14 protein-coding genes are annotated in these 18,033 nt (G+C 45.7%); 9 read left to right on the top strand and 5 right to left on the bottom strand.

Going from position 1 to position 18,033, the window contains the following annotated elements; genetic code table 11:
- Positions 1 to 70 precede the first annotated feature (70 nt).
- On the top strand, positions 71 to 964 hold the full coding sequence (locus BCT11_RS08010) for a LysR family transcriptional regulator (protein WP_102387880.1): 894 nt from the start codon (positions 71 to 73) through the stop codon (positions 962 to 964).
- 101 nt (positions 965 to 1,065) lie between these two features.
- Here BCT11_RS08010 and BCT11_RS08005 read toward each other — a convergent pair whose 3' ends face one another.
- Positions 1,066 to 3,942, bottom strand: coding sequence for an amylo-alpha-1,6-glucosidase (locus tag BCT11_RS08005; RefSeq protein ID WP_102387879.1), 2,877 nt, complete (start codon positions 3,940 to 3,942; stop codon positions 1,066 to 1,068).
- Between the two features lie 230 nt (positions 3,943 to 4,172).
- Between BCT11_RS08005 and BCT11_RS08000 the strand changes: the two genes are divergently transcribed.
- From BCT11_RS08000 to BCT11_RS07990, 3 genes are read left to right on the top strand one after another with little or no spacing between them, the layout of a single operon-like run.
- Positions 4,173 to 5,084 (top strand): LysR family transcriptional regulator, encoded by a 912-nt coding sequence (locus BCT11_RS08000; protein ID WP_061035413.1) that lies wholly within the window; start codon positions 4,173 to 4,175, stop codon positions 5,082 to 5,084.
- Between the two features lie 19 nt (positions 5,085 to 5,103).
- A complete protein-coding gene (locus BCT11_RS07995) occupies positions 5,104 to 5,478 on the top strand; it encodes an MmcQ/YjbR family DNA-binding protein (protein WP_102387878.1) in 375 nt (124 codons plus the stop codon).
- Between the two features lie 5 nt (positions 5,479 to 5,483).
- Positions 5,484 to 6,026: a nucleotidyltransferase family protein gene (locus BCT11_RS07990; RefSeq protein WP_102387877.1), complete on the top strand. Its 543-nt coding sequence runs from the start codon at positions 5,484 to 5,486 to the stop codon at positions 6,024 to 6,026.
- A 7-nt stretch (positions 6,027 to 6,033) separates the two neighbouring features.
- Here BCT11_RS07990 and BCT11_RS07985 read toward each other — a convergent pair whose 3' ends face one another.
- Entirely contained in the window at positions 6,034 to 6,957 is a 924-nt protein-coding gene (locus tag BCT11_RS07985; RefSeq protein WP_102387876.1) for a LysR family transcriptional regulator, read from the bottom strand.
- 121 nt (positions 6,958 to 7,078) lie between these two features.
- Here BCT11_RS07985 and BCT11_RS07980 point away from each other — a divergent pair, with 121 nt between their 5' ends.
- From BCT11_RS07980 to BCT11_RS07960, 5 genes are all read left to right on the top strand, one after another.
- A complete protein-coding gene (locus tag BCT11_RS07980; RefSeq protein WP_102387874.1) occupies positions 7,079 to 7,747 on the top strand; it encodes an SDR family oxidoreductase in 669 nt (222 codons plus the stop codon).
- A gap of 100 nt (positions 7,748 to 7,847) precedes the next feature.
- Positions 7,848 to 9,035 carry an MFS transporter gene (locus BCT11_RS07975; RefSeq protein ID WP_102387872.1) on the top strand — a complete coding sequence of 396 codons (1,188 nt, stop codon included), beginning with the start codon at positions 7,848 to 7,850 and terminating at the stop codon, positions 9,033 to 9,035.
- 78 nt (positions 9,036 to 9,113) lie between these two features.
- Positions 9,114 to 9,743, top strand: coding sequence for a GrxB family glutaredoxin (locus BCT11_RS07970; protein ID WP_102387870.1), 630 nt, complete (start codon positions 9,114 to 9,116; stop codon positions 9,741 to 9,743).
- Between the two features lie 10 nt (positions 9,744 to 9,753).
- Positions 9,754 to 10,845 (top strand): alkene reductase, encoded by a 1,092-nt coding sequence (locus BCT11_RS07965; RefSeq protein WP_102387868.1) that lies wholly within the window; start codon positions 9,754 to 9,756, stop codon positions 10,843 to 10,845.
- Between the two features lie 163 nt (positions 10,846 to 11,008).
- Complete coding sequence (locus BCT11_RS07960) at positions 11,009 to 11,206, top strand: hypothetical protein (protein ID WP_038876674.1); 198 nt, start codon at positions 11,009 to 11,011, stop codon at positions 11,204 to 11,206.
- A gap of 142 nt (positions 11,207 to 11,348) precedes the next feature.
- On the opposite strand, the gene BCT11_RS07955 is transcribed toward BCT11_RS07960, so the two are convergent.
- The 3 genes from BCT11_RS07955 to BCT11_RS07945 are packed head-to-tail and all read right to left on the bottom strand — an operon-like array spanning position 11,349 to position 17,987.
- The gene (locus BCT11_RS07955; RefSeq protein WP_042604443.1) at positions 11,349 to 12,407 is read right to left on the bottom strand and encodes a toxic anion resistance protein; all 1,059 of its coding nucleotides are present in this window, start codon (positions 12,405 to 12,407) and stop codon (positions 11,349 to 11,351) included.
- A gap of 15 nt (positions 12,408 to 12,422) precedes the next feature.
- Entirely contained in the window at positions 12,423 to 13,127 is a 705-nt protein-coding gene (locus BCT11_RS07950; protein WP_038865065.1) for a phospholipase D-like domain-containing protein, read from the bottom strand.
- Positions 13,128 to 17,987: a DNA repair ATPase gene (locus BCT11_RS07945; protein ID WP_102387866.1), complete on the bottom strand. Its 4,860-nt coding sequence runs from the start codon at positions 17,985 to 17,987 to the stop codon at positions 13,128 to 13,130.
- Between the last annotated feature and the right edge of the window lie 46 nt (positions 17,988 to 18,033).

Below are 18,033 nucleotides of genomic sequence, written 5' to 3'. Positions count from 1 at the left end.
AATTAACTTTCACTGTTGCGAAATCCGGACATATACTACGACAGTGATTTTCTTAAAGTGAAGCAGAAGAATGGACAGACTTGAGGCAATGAACGTCTTTGTCACGATCGTAGAGCGTGGCAGTTTGAGTGCAGCAGCAGAGCACCTCGACATGTCCCGAACTAAAGTGACACGTTACTTGGGTGAGCTCGAAACGTGGATGGATACTCGTTTACTGCACCGCACAACTCGAAGCCTCAGTTTAACCAGTGCAGGGAAAGAGACGCTTGAGATTGCACGAGAGCTACTTGCGCTTGAAGAATCCCTAAGCGGAATCCGAAATCAAAATCGAGTGAATCTAAAAGGTCAATTGCGTATTACCGCGAGCTATTCCATTGTGAGTAGCTTCCTAATTGACGCAATCACAAGCTTTGTTGAACAGTGGCCTGATGTGGCGATTGATATTGTGTCGACAGATGAAACCGTAAACCTCGTGGAATCACGCATTGATCTTGCCATACGTATCACCAATGAGTTACCTGCTAATGTCGTAGCAAAGCAATTAGGTGAATGCCGCTCGGTGATATGTACGTCCCCCAAATACATAGAACAAAAAGGCGCACCGTTAAACGCCCAAGACCTAGGACACCACAATTGTCTTTCCTTTAGCTATTTTGGTCGTTCTGAGTGGATATTCTCTGGGCCAAACGGTGATGAATCAGTCTCCATCAAAGGCAATATCAGCGCGAATACCCCAGAAGTACTGCTTGCTGCCGCCTTAAATGGTAACGGAATCAGCTTACAGCCCTACCCAACTGTGAAGGATATGCTCACTGAGGGTAAGTTGATTCAGTTATTACCGGAATGGCACCCAAAAACGTTAGGCGTTCATGCCATCTATGGCACGCGTAAACAAGTCACACCGTTATTAAGAGCCTTTATCGACCATCTCTCCACTAGCATGTCGGAATCCAAACGCTGGTAAGCACTTTTCTGAACACTCACGTTACAACGAACATCCAGTGGTTACTTAAATAGAAAGCCGCTGATAATCTCAGCGGCTTTTTCTTAGAACTTCAATTCACGTTATTGAAGCGGTGTGATGCGGATATCAGCAATCTGCGCTTCGTTCATCTCTCCATCTACACCACCTGAGTAAATGTAGGTTTCATTAGATTTCAAGTAACTCATATTGAAATGGTCTTTGAGAACCAGTCGGTATGATTTGCCTTGTTCTAGAGAGACTTCAATCGGTGTTGAGTAACGCATACCTTTGTTCTCACCAATATGGCCCATTTGAATATAACCTTTACCAACTGACTGGCCAGATTCGTCGAGAACTTCGAGCTCTTTCACTGCGTTAGTAATACCGGTATTTAATTGGCCTAAGTTATTGTTATACCGCGCCGCCAACTGGTATCGCCCTTTGGTAGGAACGGTGAAAGCACTCAGACCATTTACATCACCACTATCTTTGCTGACAGTGACCACTGATACATCGTCTCTCAGCGGTTGGTAATCACCCTCGAGTTTGACGCGAATATCTTCGCCAACACAAACCGGTTCACTTGGGTTAGAACGGAAGCCTTGTTCATTAATACTCTCAGCCAAATAACACGCAAAACCGCTTAAGGTATCGCTGTACTCTTTTTCGTTAACATTGCTTTGGATCAGTTGACCATTGCGGTACAAGTTAATGTTGTAGTCACTAGTTACACCGATCGTCACATTATTGTTAGCGCGAGTGACATCGAGCGTAGGCTCTTTTGGAGAAAAGACTTTTTCGCTCTCCGTTGCGTAAGGTGTGACTCCATCAACCACTTTTATACTGCTGTCGTCAGCAACAAGACTACCCAAGGTGACTTGGTAGTGACCATTATCATCAACCGTCACCTCTTCCACTGGATAGTAACCGTTTGACTCATCTTGTACTTCTGGCAGGTGAACCGTCACAGAGTAGCTTTTACCCTTGAAGCTAAAGTTCTCCAATGTAATCTGATCTGATTGAGCAAAAAGTTGATTGCGAACCCATCCTGTAATGAACGGTTTAACTTCCAATTGTCCTGTTTCAGTGTGTATACCAAAGATAGTTTCGACCACCATATTGAGGTAACCACCTACCGACCATAGCTGGCGCTGCGAGTTGATCACAGGGCCATCAAGAGAAGCATCTGCACCATGATCACTGTGAATAATGAACGATTTGCCAGACAGCCACTCCAAGTTTTCCATATTTGATAGGTTCGTTGCGGTGCCGCGAACTAGGGATTGAATCGCATTGTTAGCCGCTGCCACGTTTTGGGTATGATGTGCAGCGCGCAAGCTATATGCGGTGACAAATGGCCAAATAGCACGGTTATGATACACAGGAACATCAGGTTGTTGAGGGAAATAAACTGGCACACCAAACTCACTATGAGGATAGCTTTCCATAATTTGTTTCGCCTGAGCATCACTTGCAATGCCACTTATAATTGCAAGCGCTTCACCTAGCATGTCATATTTATCGACCGCAATATCTTGCCCGTTATCGAACAAGTAACTCACGTACATACCACGCTGTTCATTCCAAAACTCAGTATTGATTGCCGTTTTTAACTGCTCAGCCCAATCTGCGTATTTCACCGCGTTTTTTGAGTCAAATTGTTCTGCCAACTTCGCCGCTAAGCGCATTGCTCGATAGTGAACCACGTTAGTAGACAACGCTTTGCTACTACCAATCGCATTAACATCATCAGGCGTCCACGTAGAGTATGTCTGCTCGCGCCAGTCCAAGAACGACTGTTCTCCCGTGTAAAGGCCTGAATCTTGATCAAACGCCGCTAAACGGTCGGCTTCTAGCGTGTTGCTAACCGCGTTGTAAGCACGCTCTGCAAATTGGTTGTAAGCTTCGCCATCCAGTGTCGACAGTAAACGTTCAGCCCCTAACGCCCAAGTTGTTCGGTCAGTACTGATCGGCCAACTGCCTCCAGTACCTGTATCTTGAACAATTTGCTCACCGTCATATTGTTTATCGGTTGAATCACGGAACGCAGATAGTTTGAATTCCAAACCGTTTTCAACGCGCGTAGGATTCATCAACGCAAGGGAAAGGTCGGCCGCATATGCCAAATCACGAGTCCAAACGTAATGCCATTTAGCACCTGTTTCAAACACTTCTGCCTTTATTGGTTTGTTGTAGTTGTAATTGCCGTCTTTGATCTCAGATACCGCAAGTTGATCGAGCTCTTTCATCGTCAAAGCGAACAGTGCATCAAACGCGAGATCGCCAGATACAACGCGAGGCCCTTCTTTCTCCGTAATCACCATGCCTTGATCCAGAGCGTCTCGCAGTTCCGTCGTGGTTGAGATGCCAAATTCACGCAGATCTGCTTTAGGATCCTTGACTGAAAATGTCACTGTTTCGTTACTGTCATCATAGTTTCGGAACAGTTTTAGTTCTTTATTTTGATGCCCCTCATGCACCATTTCAGGATCCAAAATAGCATCTGAATAATACTTCTCTGCCTCTTCCTGCGTGGCTTTTGTTACGGTCATCGTCGCGCTGCTGTCGTCCGCAAAACTCACAGAAAACTTATAGTAACCTTTATCTTCAAACGTGATTTCCGAATTGCAGTCGTCATTCATACACGCTTCATTCGTTTCTGGTTTTGGTAAATAGTCCTGAGCCTCATCAAACATCGCAGGCTGTTCAAAATGGGTGTATTGAATTTGCCAGCCAGGATCGGCAATCTTGAACTGATTACTACCTCGCGCTACACGCAACACCGTTTCATATTCATTGTTGCCTAAATAGTTCAGCTTCGCGTGTTCTGCAGTCCCCCAATCGCCATTCAATCCGCGCAAGTAAAGATCTTCCGAAATAATTGGATTATCGACGATCTCCGTGGTATCAGAACCTGAACCACATCCAACTAATCCCATCGTTGCAGCAACAGCAAGCGCTATAAAACTTGGTTTCATGTTCATCCCTTAGATTGTTATTTTGGCGACAGTCTAAGGAAGACGCTCTTCAGAGAAAAATAGGTAACATCACAAGCTTTATAGACAATATCTATATGTTGCTCACCAATAGTGATTTAGATCTATGAAACACTAATAAATTCAATTATTTCAGATAGCAGATTTGTGATTTATAAAAGAAATTGTGCACAATACCCCCAAGAAACCTTGTTTCAAAAAGGGGAATAACAATGGACAAATCTCTACAGCAATTTTTACTGATTGCTCGTTGTCAAAGCATAAGTGCCGCCGCAAGGATGGCCGGACTAAGCCAACCGACAATGACGAGTAATTTAAAAAAGCTGGAAGAATCTCTTGGCGTCACTCTCTTTGAACGCCACCAAAGCGGCATGGTTCTGACCGAGTTTGGTCGTATTCTCTATCGTCATAGCGATGCAATGCAACACGAATATAATCAAATGATGCAAGGCATTGAAGAGAGGAAGCAGTATCAAGTCGGCAAAATAAAAATAGGAACCGGAGATGCGTGGTGGCCTTTGTTCGTAAAACAAGCCTTAGATGAACATTTGTCTCAGCAACCATCCGCATCCACACACGTCGAATTTGGGAATCATTTGGGTTTAATGGATTCTTTGATTAATGAGCAAATTGAATTCTTCATTGGTCATGAAATTGTAGGGTTGTCGTCAAAGTGTGATGTTACTTTTATTCCTTTATTTCAAACTGTTGACGCCTACTTTGTCTCTCCCAATCATCCACTTTTGGGTAAAATGGTGACGAAACAAATGCTCCATGAATACCCCGCCCTATCCGTCACCTATGATGCAAAAAAGTTTAACCATGTTTTAGACAACCCAATTCCCAAGCAAAACGAAAGGGAACGTCAGCAACTTGATAACCGTCCAACTTACGAAGTCGATTCGTTACTTGCGAGTATTGATGTACTAAAAAGTGGCATAGCCGTGATGTCTTATACCAGCCACCTGAGCGATTACTTACAATCGTTAGGGTTGAAAATCTTAACCGTGGAATCACAGCCCAAGCCGGGTACTGTCGGCATCTATCGCCATAGAAGGGAAACCTCAGAATCTCACTTGGCTTTGATTGCACACATCACTAAGCTAGCCCAAAATTTAAGCTAATCACTATTGAGGTAACCCAATGACATACGATGAATTTAATCAATTCTGCGGCTCATTCACTGCCACTTCTCATGTTGTTCAATGGGGTGATGCGCACGTTTGGAAAGTCGGTGGAAAGGTGTTTGCTATTGGTGGCTGGAGTAAAGATAAGCAGCCTGCATTTACGTTTAAGACTTCCCCTTTAAACTTCGATTTTTTAAGTGATTATGAGGGCTATATTCCGGCCCCTTATTTCGCAAACCGTGACATGAAGTGGATTCAGCAAACGGAAACCTCCGGACGCCTAGACGAAGAGTTAAAGTACTATTTGTCAGAATCTTATCGATTGGTTGCACTTGGCTTGAGTAAACGAAAACGCGATGAACTCGGCATTGAACTGCCACCAGCGAAGTAATACCGATGTTTGAAGAAAAACTTGCCCAGTTGATGACAGAAGATCCACTTCGCATTCAAGCATTGGGGTGTGTTCGCTCACTGGCTTTGCCAGATTGCTACATTGCTGCAGGCTTTGTACGAAACCTAGTTTGGGACAACCTTCATCAAAAGCATAATCCAACACCATTAAACGATCTTGATGTGGTTTATTTCGAGTCGAATGAGTTGGACGAACAAGCCTACCTCAAATACGAAGCTCAACTAAACGTCTTAATGCCAGAGCTCAACTGGCAAGTTCGCAATCAAGCAAACATGCACCTAAGGAATGGTGATGAGCCATACCAAAGTACCTTAGATGCGATGAGTTACTGGCCAGAAAAAGAGACAGCGGTCGCTGCCAGATTGAACGAAAAGAACCAGATAGAGTGCATTTCAGCGTTCGGATTTGAGTCTTTGTTTGAAGGCCAGATTACTTACAACCCCAAGCGAACATTAGTGCTGTTTCAATCTCGGGTAGAATCCAAAAACTGGCTAATCACATGGCCTCAATTACAGGTTGCCGTCTAAGCCTTGCTTAATCCGGAAACTGGCTATGAAAACGCTCAATCAAGAAGTCCAAAAACAAACGAAGTCGCTTGGGTTGATACTGGCGGCTCAGGTAAATCACGTTCAAATCTGCGCCTGCAGATGAAGTCGATGCGTTGAAGTTCTTCATATAGCCATTTAACACCGTCACTAAACGCTGCTGTTTGATGTCCTCTTGCACATCGAGAATCGATTTCAACGCAATACCTGCCCCAGCTAACGCCCATTGACGAATCACTTCGCCATCATCAGAAAAACGCTTCGGTACGACAGTAACTACATTGTGCTGCTCTTCATCTTGAAAGTGCCATGTTTTCAACTCTTCATTGCTGCGAACCATGGCTAAACAATCGTGCTGTGCTAAATCTTGTGGCGTGATCGGCGTGCCTGTCTTTGCCAAATACTGAGGAGAAGCGCAAAGCACTCGGCGACTGGATGCCAGTTTGCGAGAGATAAGGTTACTGTCGGCTAGCTCCCCATATCGAATAACGATGTCCAAACCGGACTCAGCTAAGTTGGATAAGTTATCGTTCAAATACAGATAAGGGATCACGTCTGGATAGAGCTGACTAAATTCCGACAGTATTGGCGAAATATATTGCTTACCAATATCACGAGGAGCCGAGATTTTAAGTGTGCCGCGCACTTCTTTGGTGCCATTTTGGAGTAAGTTCTCCGTCTCTTTGACGCTGTCGATGATTTCCAAGCATGCCTGATGGTACATAGCGCCAGAGTCCGTCAGTGAAATATGCCTTGTACTGCGATTAAGTAATTTCACCCCATAACGGTCTTCCAGCGACTGCAATCTTGCCGTTACTGTTGCTGGCGATAAGCCGAGCTCTCTGCCAGCCGCAGCCAGCCCTTGGTTCTTCACTATGCTGGCAAACAGCGTCATATCCGAAAACTTGTCCACATTCCCTCCTAAAAACTCATTATTCGACTGAGCTGAATAATAAATTCAAATATTACCCAATTATCAATTTTCTTCCAATCAATATACTGGCTCCAACGAAACGAGATTGGAGAAACAAATCATGAAAACAGAAAAAACCGTTTACGTCGTACTCGGTGGCACATCAGGTATTGGTGCTGAACTTAACCAACAACTTGCAAGCGAGAATGCGGTTGTCCACGTAGCAAGCCGCAAAACAGGGTTAGACATCAGCGATGAACAGTCGGTTTACCACTACTTCGAAACCATTGGTGCTTTTGACCACCTGATCGTCACAGCAGGCTCTTATGCTCCGGCAGGCAAAGTGGTGGATGTAGAAGTTTCCCAAGCAAAATACGCGTTCGATACCAAATTTTGGGGCGCAATCAACGCGGCGAAACATGGAGCACGCTACATCAAGAAAGGCGGCTCAATCACGCTAACGTCTGGCATGTTATCGCGCAAAGTTGTTGTTAACACCTACGTCAAAACTGCCATCAACGCGGCCATTGAAGCGACCACGAAAGTACTGGCGAAAGAGTTGGCTCCTATCCGAGTAAATGCGGTCAGTCCAGGTTTGACTAGAACTGAGGCGTATCAAGGCATGAACGAAGACGATAGAAATGCCATGTACCAACGCACACAAAATAGCTTACCTGTAGGCAAAGTTGGCGAAGCCAGTGACGTTGCAAAAGCTTACTTACTTCTGATTGAAAACAGCTACATGACAGGCGCTGTGATTGATGTTGATGGTGGCGGACTGCTTGGCTAACAACGCACGCTTAGCTAACCGCAAATAAAAACAAGGTGCCAGAGCAATACAAAAGCATGGCACCAATGGGTTCAAACGAAATAAAAAAAGAGACTTCCCCATGAATAAAGAAAAAATGCCACTGCAGGTATGGATCCTAACGCTTGCAGCTTTTGCTATCGGTACCGCGGAATTTGTTATTGCAGGAATCCTTCCTCAAGTCGCCAACTCTTTGTCCATCACGGAAGGGCAAGCGGGTTACCTAATCAGTGCCTACGCGCTTGCCATTGTGTTTGGCGGCCCGCTACTTACGATTTACTTAGCGCGCTTTAACAAGAAAGCCGTACTGGCTGGGCTAATGGTGCTGTTTATTCTCGGCAACGTATTGTCCGCTTTCGCACCGAACTACTTTGTGTTGATGGTCAGCCGAGTGATCACAGGCTTGGTTCAAGGTCCTTTCTACGGCATCGGAGCCGTGGTCGCGACCAATTTGGTTTCAGAAAAAATGGCAGGTCGTGCGGTCGGACAGATGTTCGCAGGCCTAACACTGGCTAACGTTTTAGGTGTGCCTGGCGGTACTTGGATTGACTTGCAATTCGGCTGGCACACCACTTTCTTAACCGTTGCCGCTTTTGGTTTAGTGGCTCTGTTCTTCATCACTTCAGTGATCAAATCGACGGGTCATGGCGAAGCAAAAGATGTCAAAGCGCAATTGGCTGCGTTCAAAAACCCAATGCTACTTATTAGCCTTGCGATCACCGTATTTGCTTGGTCGGGGTTTATGACTTTGTATGGCTACATCGCCCCTATCGCCATGCACATCACTGGCTTTGGTGAAAGTGCCGTGACTTGGATTTTGGTTATCGTTGGCGTCGGTCTGATTGTCGGCAACACCATGGGTGGTCGCTCATCAGATAAAAACCTACAAAAAGCGTCCATGTTCTGGGCTATCGCGATGATTGTGTCACTGGTACTGGTCGGCCTAGCTGTCGACAGCAAAGTTCTGTTTATTGCCACCGCCTTTGTATTTGGTATTGCGTCATTCGCTAACGTGCCAGCAATGCAGCTTCGAGTAATGAACCACGGTGGTGAAGGTCAAGAATTAGCGGCGACAGCAAACATCTCTGCGTTCAACTTAGCCAATGCCTTTGGCGGTTTCTTAGGCGGCATGGTGCTCGATAGCCAAATGGGCGCAGGCATGATCCCTTACGCAGCCATCATTGTTCCACTGATTGGTCTGCTATTCATCGCCAAGGCGAACCGCAAAGAAAGCAAACAAACTGAGCTAACACCAAGCTTCAACAACTAATTTCATCCCTACTGGTAGCCCTGACTTAACGCCTCCCGAAAAGGCGGGGCTACCCAATTAAATCACTAGGAAAACACTATGAAACTCTACATTTACGAACATTGCCCATTCAGTGCTCGCGTCCGCTACGTTGCTGGCATGCTGAATATCCAACTCGACGTCATCAATATTGCTTATGACGACGACAAAACCACAACAGACCTGATTGGAACCAAACAAGTACCTCTTCTTATCAAAGACAACGGTGAAGCGATGGCAGAAAGTCTAGATATCATCGCTTACTTCCTTGAACTGGCAACATCAAGTGAAACAAGCCAACCATCTCAACAAGCGCTAGATTGGCAAAAAATCGCGTTTCTTCCACTGCAGAAAGTGGGTTACCCACGTTGGTCAAACATGGATTTACCAGAGTTTGCCACTCAGTCTGCACAGCTCGCTTGGCGCGCAAAAAAGGAAACGGATGCACTCAATTTTGATGCACTTTTGCAAGACACACCAAACATTGCCAAAGAGGTCGAAGCGCTCATTGAACGTGCGAAAAGTGTGTTGAATCTCGATTCCTACCAGCATGTGACGTTGGTAGACGAAGCGATCTTATTTTCTATTTTGCGCGGGTTCTTCAGTGCCGCGGAAATCCAATGGGACAACACCGTGAAAGATTGGATGGAATCGGTAAGCAACAAAACCCAAGTGCCACTACTTAAGTAAGGAATCGATCATGAGCAAGCTATTTGAACCAGCACAACTAAAACAACTGGATCTACAAAACCGCGTCGTCATGGCTCCAATGACCAGAGCGCGCACCAGCCAACCGGGCAACATTCCAAACCAAATGATGGCGACTTACTACAAGCAGCGCGCAACCGCAGGCTTAATCATCTCTGAAGCCACCCAGATTTCAGACGATTCGCAGGGTTACTCGTTCACACCAGGCGTCTACACTGATGAACAAGTGGCAGGCTGGAAAACCGTCGCTCAAGCAGCAAAAGAGCAAGGTGCAGCGATGTTTTGTCAGTTATGGCATGTTGGCCGTGTATCACACCCTACATTTCAAAAAGGCGAACAGCCTATTGCCCCATCAACACTAAAGCCAGTAGAAACCCAAGTATGGATTGCCGACGAGCAAGGCAATGGCAACATGGTCGATTGTGTAGAGCCTCGAGCCATGACTCAAGCGGATATTGACCGTGTTGTAAATGATTTTGCCTATGCCGCGAAACGTGCGATTGAAGCAGGCTTCGATGGCGTCGAAATCCACGGCGGTAATGGTTACCTGATTGACCAGTTCCTACGTACTAATTCAAACCACAGAACCGACAACTACGGCGGTACTCGCGAAAACCGACTTCGCTTTTTATTAGAAGTGGTCGATGCGGTGAGCGAAGCCATCGGTGCCAACAAAGTGGGAGTACGACTCGCGCCATTCATCACTTTCAAGGACATGAACTGTCCAGACATTGTGCCAACCATCCTCGATGCATCGAAACAACTTCAAGCTCGTGATATTGCGTACTTGCACCTGTCTGAAGCGGATTGGGACGACGCACCAGTGATTCCAGAAAGCTTCCGCATCGAACTGCGCGAATACTTCACCAATACGATTATCGTCGCTGGCAGTTACACCCAAGAGCGTGCTGACGAGGTGATTGAGAAAGGCTATGCGGATTTAGTCGCGTTTGGACGCCCGTTTGTGTCTAACCCAGATTTGGTGGCGCGCTTACAGCACCAACAACCTCTGGCAGAACTGGATGGCTCCACACTCTTTGGTGGTAATGAACACGGCTATACCGATTATCCGGCGCTTGGTTGAGAGGTTTTACCCGCTTCTGATAGCGATTCATAGCGTGCCGTATTTCTCAGATTAATCAGTTGCTATCCCATAAAGGGAAAAGCGCAACACAGCTCAACGTTTTCTTAAGTTTGAATGTAATAAACTGGCTGCATATTCAGAATGCAAATTTAGGAGAACGCTCGTGTCTGATGAAACTACAAAACAAGAAGTCACCGTTGTTGATATTAAGATGCCATTTATGTCGATGGTGATCTTTATGGTCAAGTTCGCTATCGCTTCAATCCCGGCGATGATCATTCTAGGGATCATCTTCAGCATTTTAGGGATGATATTTGGCGGAATGTTCGGTGGCATGTTCCACGGTTCTGGTCACATGTAAGCGCAATCACCGCTGATGTGGTTCTGTAAACTCGGCATGAAACCACGCTGTCTCTTTTACCAAAAAAATCACTCCCTATTTTCTATTACTAGTTACAAGTAGATAAAAAATAAGTAAGGGAGTGATTTCTCGATGATTCACCTTACAAGGTTTGCTGAAGCGCTTGTTTAAGTTCCGCCTCTGCTCGCTCAATCACTTGCTGAGCCTGCTCGCGTTGCGCTCTGCCTTCCTTCACTCGAGATAGTGTATTGTTCAACGTTTCTATCGTCAGTTGATTCACGGTCTCTAGAGAATCGAGATCGAGAATGCCACGCTGGTAGTTTTCTGCAATTTGTTCTTCTAACGCCTTCAGTTTCTCCGCGTTTTGCACATATTGCTTATTGGTGTAATCCTTCACCGCGCGCGTTACCTTTAACGCTTTCTCTTTTTCGTAATTGGAAATCGCAATCAAGAATTGGCGCTTCCACAATGGGAAGGTGTTGTGAACGATATCTTGAATGTCTTCCATCAGCATTTTATTGCCTTCTTGAGACAATCGAATCTGGGGCGCAGTTTGGATGGCAGCAAGGCGAGTAAGCTCAAGGTTATGCACGCGCTTTTCTAAACGCGCAACAGCTTGGGTCGCATCCCGATATTTCTGGGCATCCAACGCGTCGCCACTTTGCTCAGATTGTGCCAGCAAGTTTGGTAACACATTCTGAGTAAGTTGATTTAACTTATACCTACCAGCGGCGATGTACTGCTCTAATCCGCCAAGCAGATCTAAGTTATGATCATAGAGCGTATCGAGCTGGGTAATATCATGAGCCAACTTCATCTCTTGTGCTTCTAAACGCCCTGAAAGCTGTTCCAATTGGCTTTTCACTGAATCAAAACTTGCCGAGAATTTTTTGAATGAATCAAAAAGCTCACCGACTAGAGGAAGTCTCGATAACAAGCTGGTTTTGCCTAGATTTGAGAATTCAGCGCTGTCCATGGACGATACCATTGCATGCAAAATATCGCCCGCCTCACCGCTGTCGCGAACACGGACTTGCTCTAAGACTTCGTCAGAGAAAGCGGTGATTTTTTCTAGTGCTTCTTTACCAAAAGTGATCGTCGCTACACTGTCAAACGCATCAAATTGCTCTGCTAGCGCGACGATTTGAGGAGTAGCGTCCACCTCAAGTACCTGATGTTCAGAATTCATCAATTCGGTCATGGGATCTCCCTATATTTATGACGGCTTATGACAAGGGAACTTTTGCCATAACGTTTCAAATTGTCTTGAGAACGCAGAAACAAACCTGCGATCGTCGGTAAGCGTAATATCTTCCTGATTGTATTTAGAAGCACTGCGTGTCCAGTTAAAGCTGCCATTGATCAACCGCTGTTGGTCGAATATCGCGAACTTATGGTGCATATGATATCGAGTGGTATCAATTTTAACCGCCACACCTTGTGCTGCAAGATATTCAACATCACTGCCTTTATCGTACATTTTGTCGTTGTCGGTCACGATTCGGACCGCCACGCCTCTTTTATGCGCGGCGAGGATCTGATCGGTTAAGTCATTATCTGCAATCGTGAAAACGCAGATATCCACTGAATGACGGGCCAGTTTCAGCTGTTCAATAATGCCGGATGCGCACGCTCTACCCGGTGAAAACCAACTCGACGCGGTATCTGCCGAATTCGCACTCATTACATTGTCTAAGACTTTGACTACTCGCTCTAACCAGCGAACCAAAGCGGCTGCATCACCTTGGTTTTGTATTTCTTGTTGTACAAGCTTAAAGCTCAAATTCCGCAGGTACGAACGGTCTTCATGACTTAATACCGAATCCTGCAGCTCCGATTGGAGCTCTCTTCGCTCACTATCATCTAGGCGGTAATCTTGTATCGAGGCCTCCAACCATGCAGACCATTTCTGTCGATTCATTTAGTTGCCCTCCTGTTCATGGTTACCAAAGCGAGCAACGTGCTGATTCAGCATGGCAAGTTGCTGCACCACCTGTCCGGCTCTGTCTTCGGAATCACCCATCATTTGCTGACGCTGATACCCTTCTTTGATTTCAGACCAACGAGCTCGCTGTTCATCCGTCATGTCACCACGTAGCTCTGCAAGCTTAAGTAGGTTCTCTTCAGTGCCCGCAGCCAGCGTTTGCGCTTCACCCTGATAGTGATCTTGAAGCAGCGTGTTCATCTCTTGGTCGGTCATCACTGACGAGATTTTCTCCGCCAGTTTATTCATGTTTCGATACGAGCCTTGCAGCTTGAATGGTGGTTCGACACGATACTGATCCGCTGTTGCGGCTGACTTGATGTACTGCTGATTCACCTTCAGCACAATTTGCTGAGCCATGACCAGTTTTTGTAGGGTTGTCACGATCTCGCCAGATTCGATTGCTGAGTACGAATGGCTCATCTCACTCAGGGCGATATTTTCTCCCTCTGCCATTCTGACAAAGCGGTACAAATCATGCAGATCTCGCGTTGCTAAAGGCGCAAGAACATTGTTGGAGGTGAGCGAGTTTTCGATAAAGCTTAAGTCGAAGATCGATTTTTGGTCAGACAGCATGTCACCGAGGTTGTAGATGTCCGCACGGTTAGCCAACATATCTGGGATTCGGAACGCTTCACCACTCTCGGTGTACGGGTTACCCGCCATGACGACAGCAAACTTTTTGCCACGCATGTCGTAGGTTTTCGTTTTCCCTTTCCATGTACCTTCTATGCGGCGAGTACCGTCACAGAGTGAGATGAATTTCTGTAAAAATTCAGGATGAGTATGTTGAATATCATCCAAGTACAGCAACACATTGTTGCCCATCTCGAACGCAAGGTTAATTTTTTCAATTTCACGCGCCGCATTTTGATCAGGGGCGTCGGCTGGATCGAGGGATGTCGCTTGATGACCGATGGATGGGCCATTGATCTTCATAAACACCAAACCTAATTTGTGTGCAACATACTCAATTAACGTCGTTTTACCGTAACCAGGCGGAGAGATAAGAAGTAGCATCCCCATCAAGTCAGTACGCTTTTTATCGCCTAACGTGCCCATTTGCTTAGCAAAGTTGTCGCCAATAAGAGGTAAGTAACTCTCACTGATCAGCTTGTTGCGCACAAATGACGTTAATGGGCGAGGTTTAAACTCACTAAGACGGAAATCTTCTTTAGCAGAACTCAACAACTGAGTGCGCTGAGATAGATAAGCTTCAAAGCTCGGAACCACAGAGCTTCGGTGATGTTCGTTTCTTTGAATAAAATCATCCAATACGAGCGCTAAACTGCCTTTGCTAATTCGAGTGTGCTCTCCCAGTAATCCTTCGACATGACACACCAATGAAAAGTCGACACTGGCTAGCCTTTTCTCTGACAAGGTATTCACCACAGCAACCGTCGCCGCTTCGCATGCGAATGCCTGACCGTATTGCTTTTTCGTAGTGTACGCACTGAGCCACTGGTGGTGATCGTTAAATGATTCAGTAAAACTTAGCGGTTGAGGTTGCCAGCCTAAGCTGCGTCTGAATTGCAAATAATCTTCACAGAGAGAAAGAGAATCCTGGCTCACTTCAATTTGCCAATCTTGCTCACTCAATAGCTGCGCAAGGTAGTCAGCGGCTTCATGTTGATCATTTAGGGAATCAACCAGTTGTTTTTGCAGCTCTTGATACGCTTGCGATGCATTTAAATGCTCTCGTAATAACTTCGCGTTTTGCGCCTGTTGTTGATAATACTTTATTTTTTCAGCATCTTGCTCTAATAACCATAAGATGGCTTTCGAGCGCGCGGTTTGGCTGTAACGCAGTAACCCCGCTTGCTGATAAACAGGCAGCACTTTATGTAAAATGTTAACCGCATCATGATCGTGGATACCTTTGACATACCCTTCTCGATAACGTGGCGCCGCAAAGCGTTGAACGAGTTCATTCAACTTATCTTCTTTCAAAGCTTCATAAAGCGTTTCTAGGCTCTGCCCATCTTGATTGATAGAAGCTTGATGCAAGATCAAATACGCCAGATATTCCGCTCGATAGACATCTTCACTTTCTGAGGCTACGTCTAAACGAGAAACGGTTTGCAAGTCGAGGAATGCTTTATCTTCAACTGCTTGGTAAAAATCCGTACCGGAAATGTGTAACGCCAATTCACCACTTTGATCGACCAAACTAAGGTCAAGTGGTTGCTGGTTCACACTGAACCTATGCTTGCCCAAACGCAGAACGGTTCCACCTTTCTCGAAGATGTCTTGGTTATCACGTAGCGCACGCAAAGATTGGTCTTGAAGCGATTTCAATTTTGCGTCAACACTGTCAGCTTTCACACTGTCGCCAAGCTCACGAATAGTCTGAGACAACTGTTGTAGCTTAAGTACCATTGCATCAGTAGCAAAGTAGCTATTTAGCCCTGCGACATCATCAAATCGTTCAACGCGCTTTTCTACGCTGCTCATAGTGACATTCGCCGCTTGGAGCAAGTTTTGAACTCGACGTTGTTGACCCGCTATGAGCTGTTGCTTGTGGTTATCCAGTGTCGATTGGATCTCATCACGCTTTGAATATATTTCGGTCAAAAACTGGTCAAAATCTGCAAAACGCGACTCTAACTTATCCAGTTGCCCAACGAGCTTGGCAAGCTGGGTATCACAATCATCTGGCGTTAACGCTTGCTCCATTGCACTACTCACCGACTGGCTGAGTAGCTTAAATTGAGCACTAAATTCCGCTTGAGCTTCTTCGCTTTGTAAGCCTTGAGATTTTGCTCTTAGCTTGGCTGAAACAGTGTTAAGCAGCGACGTTACTTCTGTCGTGAGGTCTAAGATCCGAGTTGCTTGTGTCGGGTCTTCGGTTTCGATGTCTGTAACTTCTTCCGTCACTATTTGAAGCTCATGACGAAGTGTTTCAACTTCTTCGCTTAGTTTCTGAATCTCCGCCGTTTTGCTCACTTCTTCGAGTTGTAACTCGATTTTCTGAATTTGCTTCTTGAACGGGACATACGCTTTTTCGTCCTGAAGAAGAGTGAGCAAGTGTAGGTTAAGTGACTCACGCTGTGCCTGTAATTCTTCAAGCAAACGGTCGACTTGAACCTCATCAATATAATGCTGCTGACGGAGCGACATAGTCACGCCAACTTGCCCTTTTACCTCACTAAGTAAACTCAGTAGCGTGTTCGCTTGCTCTTTGGGTGCCAGTTTGATTTTCCCGATAAGCTCGGAAACCGCAGATTTTTGCTCATCAAGACTGCTTGCTGCATGTTTTTGTAGCTGTTGAACTTTGGCAAACTCATCGATGATCTTATCGGTAGTCCCCATGAGTTCATTGATCGCACTGCCTATTCCACAAGCGTAATCATGATTGAGCCAGGTGTAGTGATCGAGCGTTGAACGACACTGCTTTATCAGTACCTCATAGGCCGCTTGAGTCACCTCTTCACTCTGTGCTAATTGGCAAATCGAAAGTACAGAAGACAGTGCTCGCACTAGCTCAGTATTACCAAGATTGAACAGTGGACTGCTGCCTTGAGTTTGCGCATTGACCTTCGCATAGTGCTCTGGTGTAGAAAATGGCGTATCCCAAATTCTCATTGGGTGGATGGTAGACGCCTCTTCATTTTCTGACAGTTGAAACACTAACCAGCGGCCATCTGGGTATAAGCTGTAACCGTGGCTTTCCATTGGCGCTTCAAATTTCTTTTCAATCAAGTTGTAGGTGTAGGCGATGTAATAACCTTCAACGGCGTTGAAAAAGATATAAAGAATGTCTTCACCATTCGGTGACGTGATCTGTTGGAAAAACTTGAGCTGGTCAGCTTCAAAGGCGAACTGTTTGTCTTCGCCATTTGATAAAACATAACCATTAGCGTAAAGCACACCATGATCTTCAGGTAACGTTTTTGCACTTGCCCTTAATGCATCAGCCCTTACAACGGACTGATTCACTGAATTGTAGAGGAAGTATCGAGCGTGTTTTTCTCGGTTTGGCTTTACTCGAAGCGCGATTAAGTCTCCGACAAACGCGTAGTCGATCTGTGCATCAGCAACGCTTTGGTGAGGATCTTCAACGTCCTCTCTGTAGATACCTTTGCCATCTTTGGTGTTGTCTTCCACCTTGATGGTTAAGTCCCCACCCACACATTCAACAAACAGCTTATCTTGAATAGATACATGCGGATGATCGCCAAGCACATGATCATCTCGCGTTGTTGGGATCCAATCAAAATCATGTTGAGGAACACTGGTTAGCGCGTTTTGCCCCAAAGAATCAATGTACTCCATAGAGTGGGCGTTGATCTGAAAACGAAATACTTTCCTGTCTTCCGGGCGCATTCCGATTTGGAAGGCGAGGTAAAGCGTGCTTTCTTGACGAGAAATTTGAGAAAGCCTCGCGTCTCGGTAGTAAGTAAACAGTTCCGTCAATTCATGGGTAAAACGAGAATCCGATAAAAAACTGGATTCAAGTGGAAGGCGTTCTACACGAAACGTACCTTCATTTTCGTGAAGCTGATAAAGCCCGAAGACATCATCTAACGAAGGGGTCGCTTTCATCCCGACTTGGACATGATAACCGAACAGTAAATGCTGGTTTACCTGAGCCATGTCGATCGGAATACACTTGGCATCGGTTTGAACATTGACCTTGCCGATCAACTTGAAATCTTGACCGCCAAACGTTTCTTGACGTTGCTGATTGAAGGATTGGGAGAGAGACTTTAGCTGGCTGCCTTGCTGCAACAAACGCGTCTTTAAAACATCGTATGCACCAGCATCACTCACCGCTTTTTGAGTCATATCTGACATGCTAATACCTATAAATCCCGCTTACGATGAAGCGGGATTTTTTAGA

The sequence above is a fragment of the Vibrio sp. 10N.222.52.B12 genome (genome assembly GCF_002875385.1).
Taxonomy (GTDB): domain Bacteria; phylum Pseudomonadota; class Gammaproteobacteria; order Enterobacterales; family Vibrionaceae; genus Vibrio; species Vibrio jasicida.
Note: the sequence above shows the minus strand (reverse complement) of the source record. Positions and strands in the feature narration are given on the sequence as shown.

Excerpts from the sequence above, each read along its gene's own strand:
- BCT11_RS08010 (WP_102387880.1), top strand. The coding sequence starts at position 71 with ATGGACAGACTTGAGGCAATGAACGTCTTTGTCACGATCGTAGAGCGT.
- BCT11_RS08005 (WP_102387879.1), bottom strand. The coding sequence starts at position 3,942 with ATGAAACCAAGTTTTATAGCGCTTGCTGTTGCTGCAACGATGGGATTA.
- BCT11_RS08000 (WP_061035413.1), top strand. The coding sequence starts at position 4,173 with ATGGACAAATCTCTACAGCAATTTTTACTGATTGCTCGTTGTCAAAGC.
- BCT11_RS07995 (WP_102387878.1), top strand. The coding sequence starts at position 5,104 with ATGACATACGATGAATTTAATCAATTCTGCGGCTCATTCACTGCCACT.
- BCT11_RS07990 (WP_102387877.1), top strand. The coding sequence starts at position 5,484 with ATGTTTGAAGAAAAACTTGCCCAGTTGATGACAGAAGATCCACTTCGC.
- BCT11_RS07980 (WP_102387874.1), top strand. The coding sequence starts at position 7,079 with ATGAAAACAGAAAAAACCGTTTACGTCGTACTCGGTGGCACATCAGGT.
- BCT11_RS07975 (WP_102387872.1), top strand. The coding sequence starts at position 7,848 with ATGAATAAAGAAAAAATGCCACTGCAGGTATGGATCCTAACGCTTGCA.
- BCT11_RS07970 (WP_102387870.1), top strand. The coding sequence starts at position 9,114 with ATGAAACTCTACATTTACGAACATTGCCCATTCAGTGCTCGCGTCCGC.
- BCT11_RS07965 (WP_102387868.1), top strand. The coding sequence starts at position 9,754 with ATGAGCAAGCTATTTGAACCAGCACAACTAAAACAACTGGATCTACAA.
- BCT11_RS07955 (WP_042604443.1), bottom strand. The coding sequence starts at position 12,407 with ATGACCGAATTGATGAATTCTGAACATCAGGTACTTGAGGTGGACGCT.
- BCT11_RS07950 (WP_038865065.1), bottom strand. The coding sequence starts at position 13,127 with ATGAATCGACAGAAATGGTCTGCATGGTTGGAGGCCTCGATACAAGAT.
- BCT11_RS07945 (WP_102387866.1), bottom strand. The coding sequence starts at position 17,987 with ATGTCAGATATGACTCAAAAAGCGGTGAGTGATGCTGGTGCATACGAT.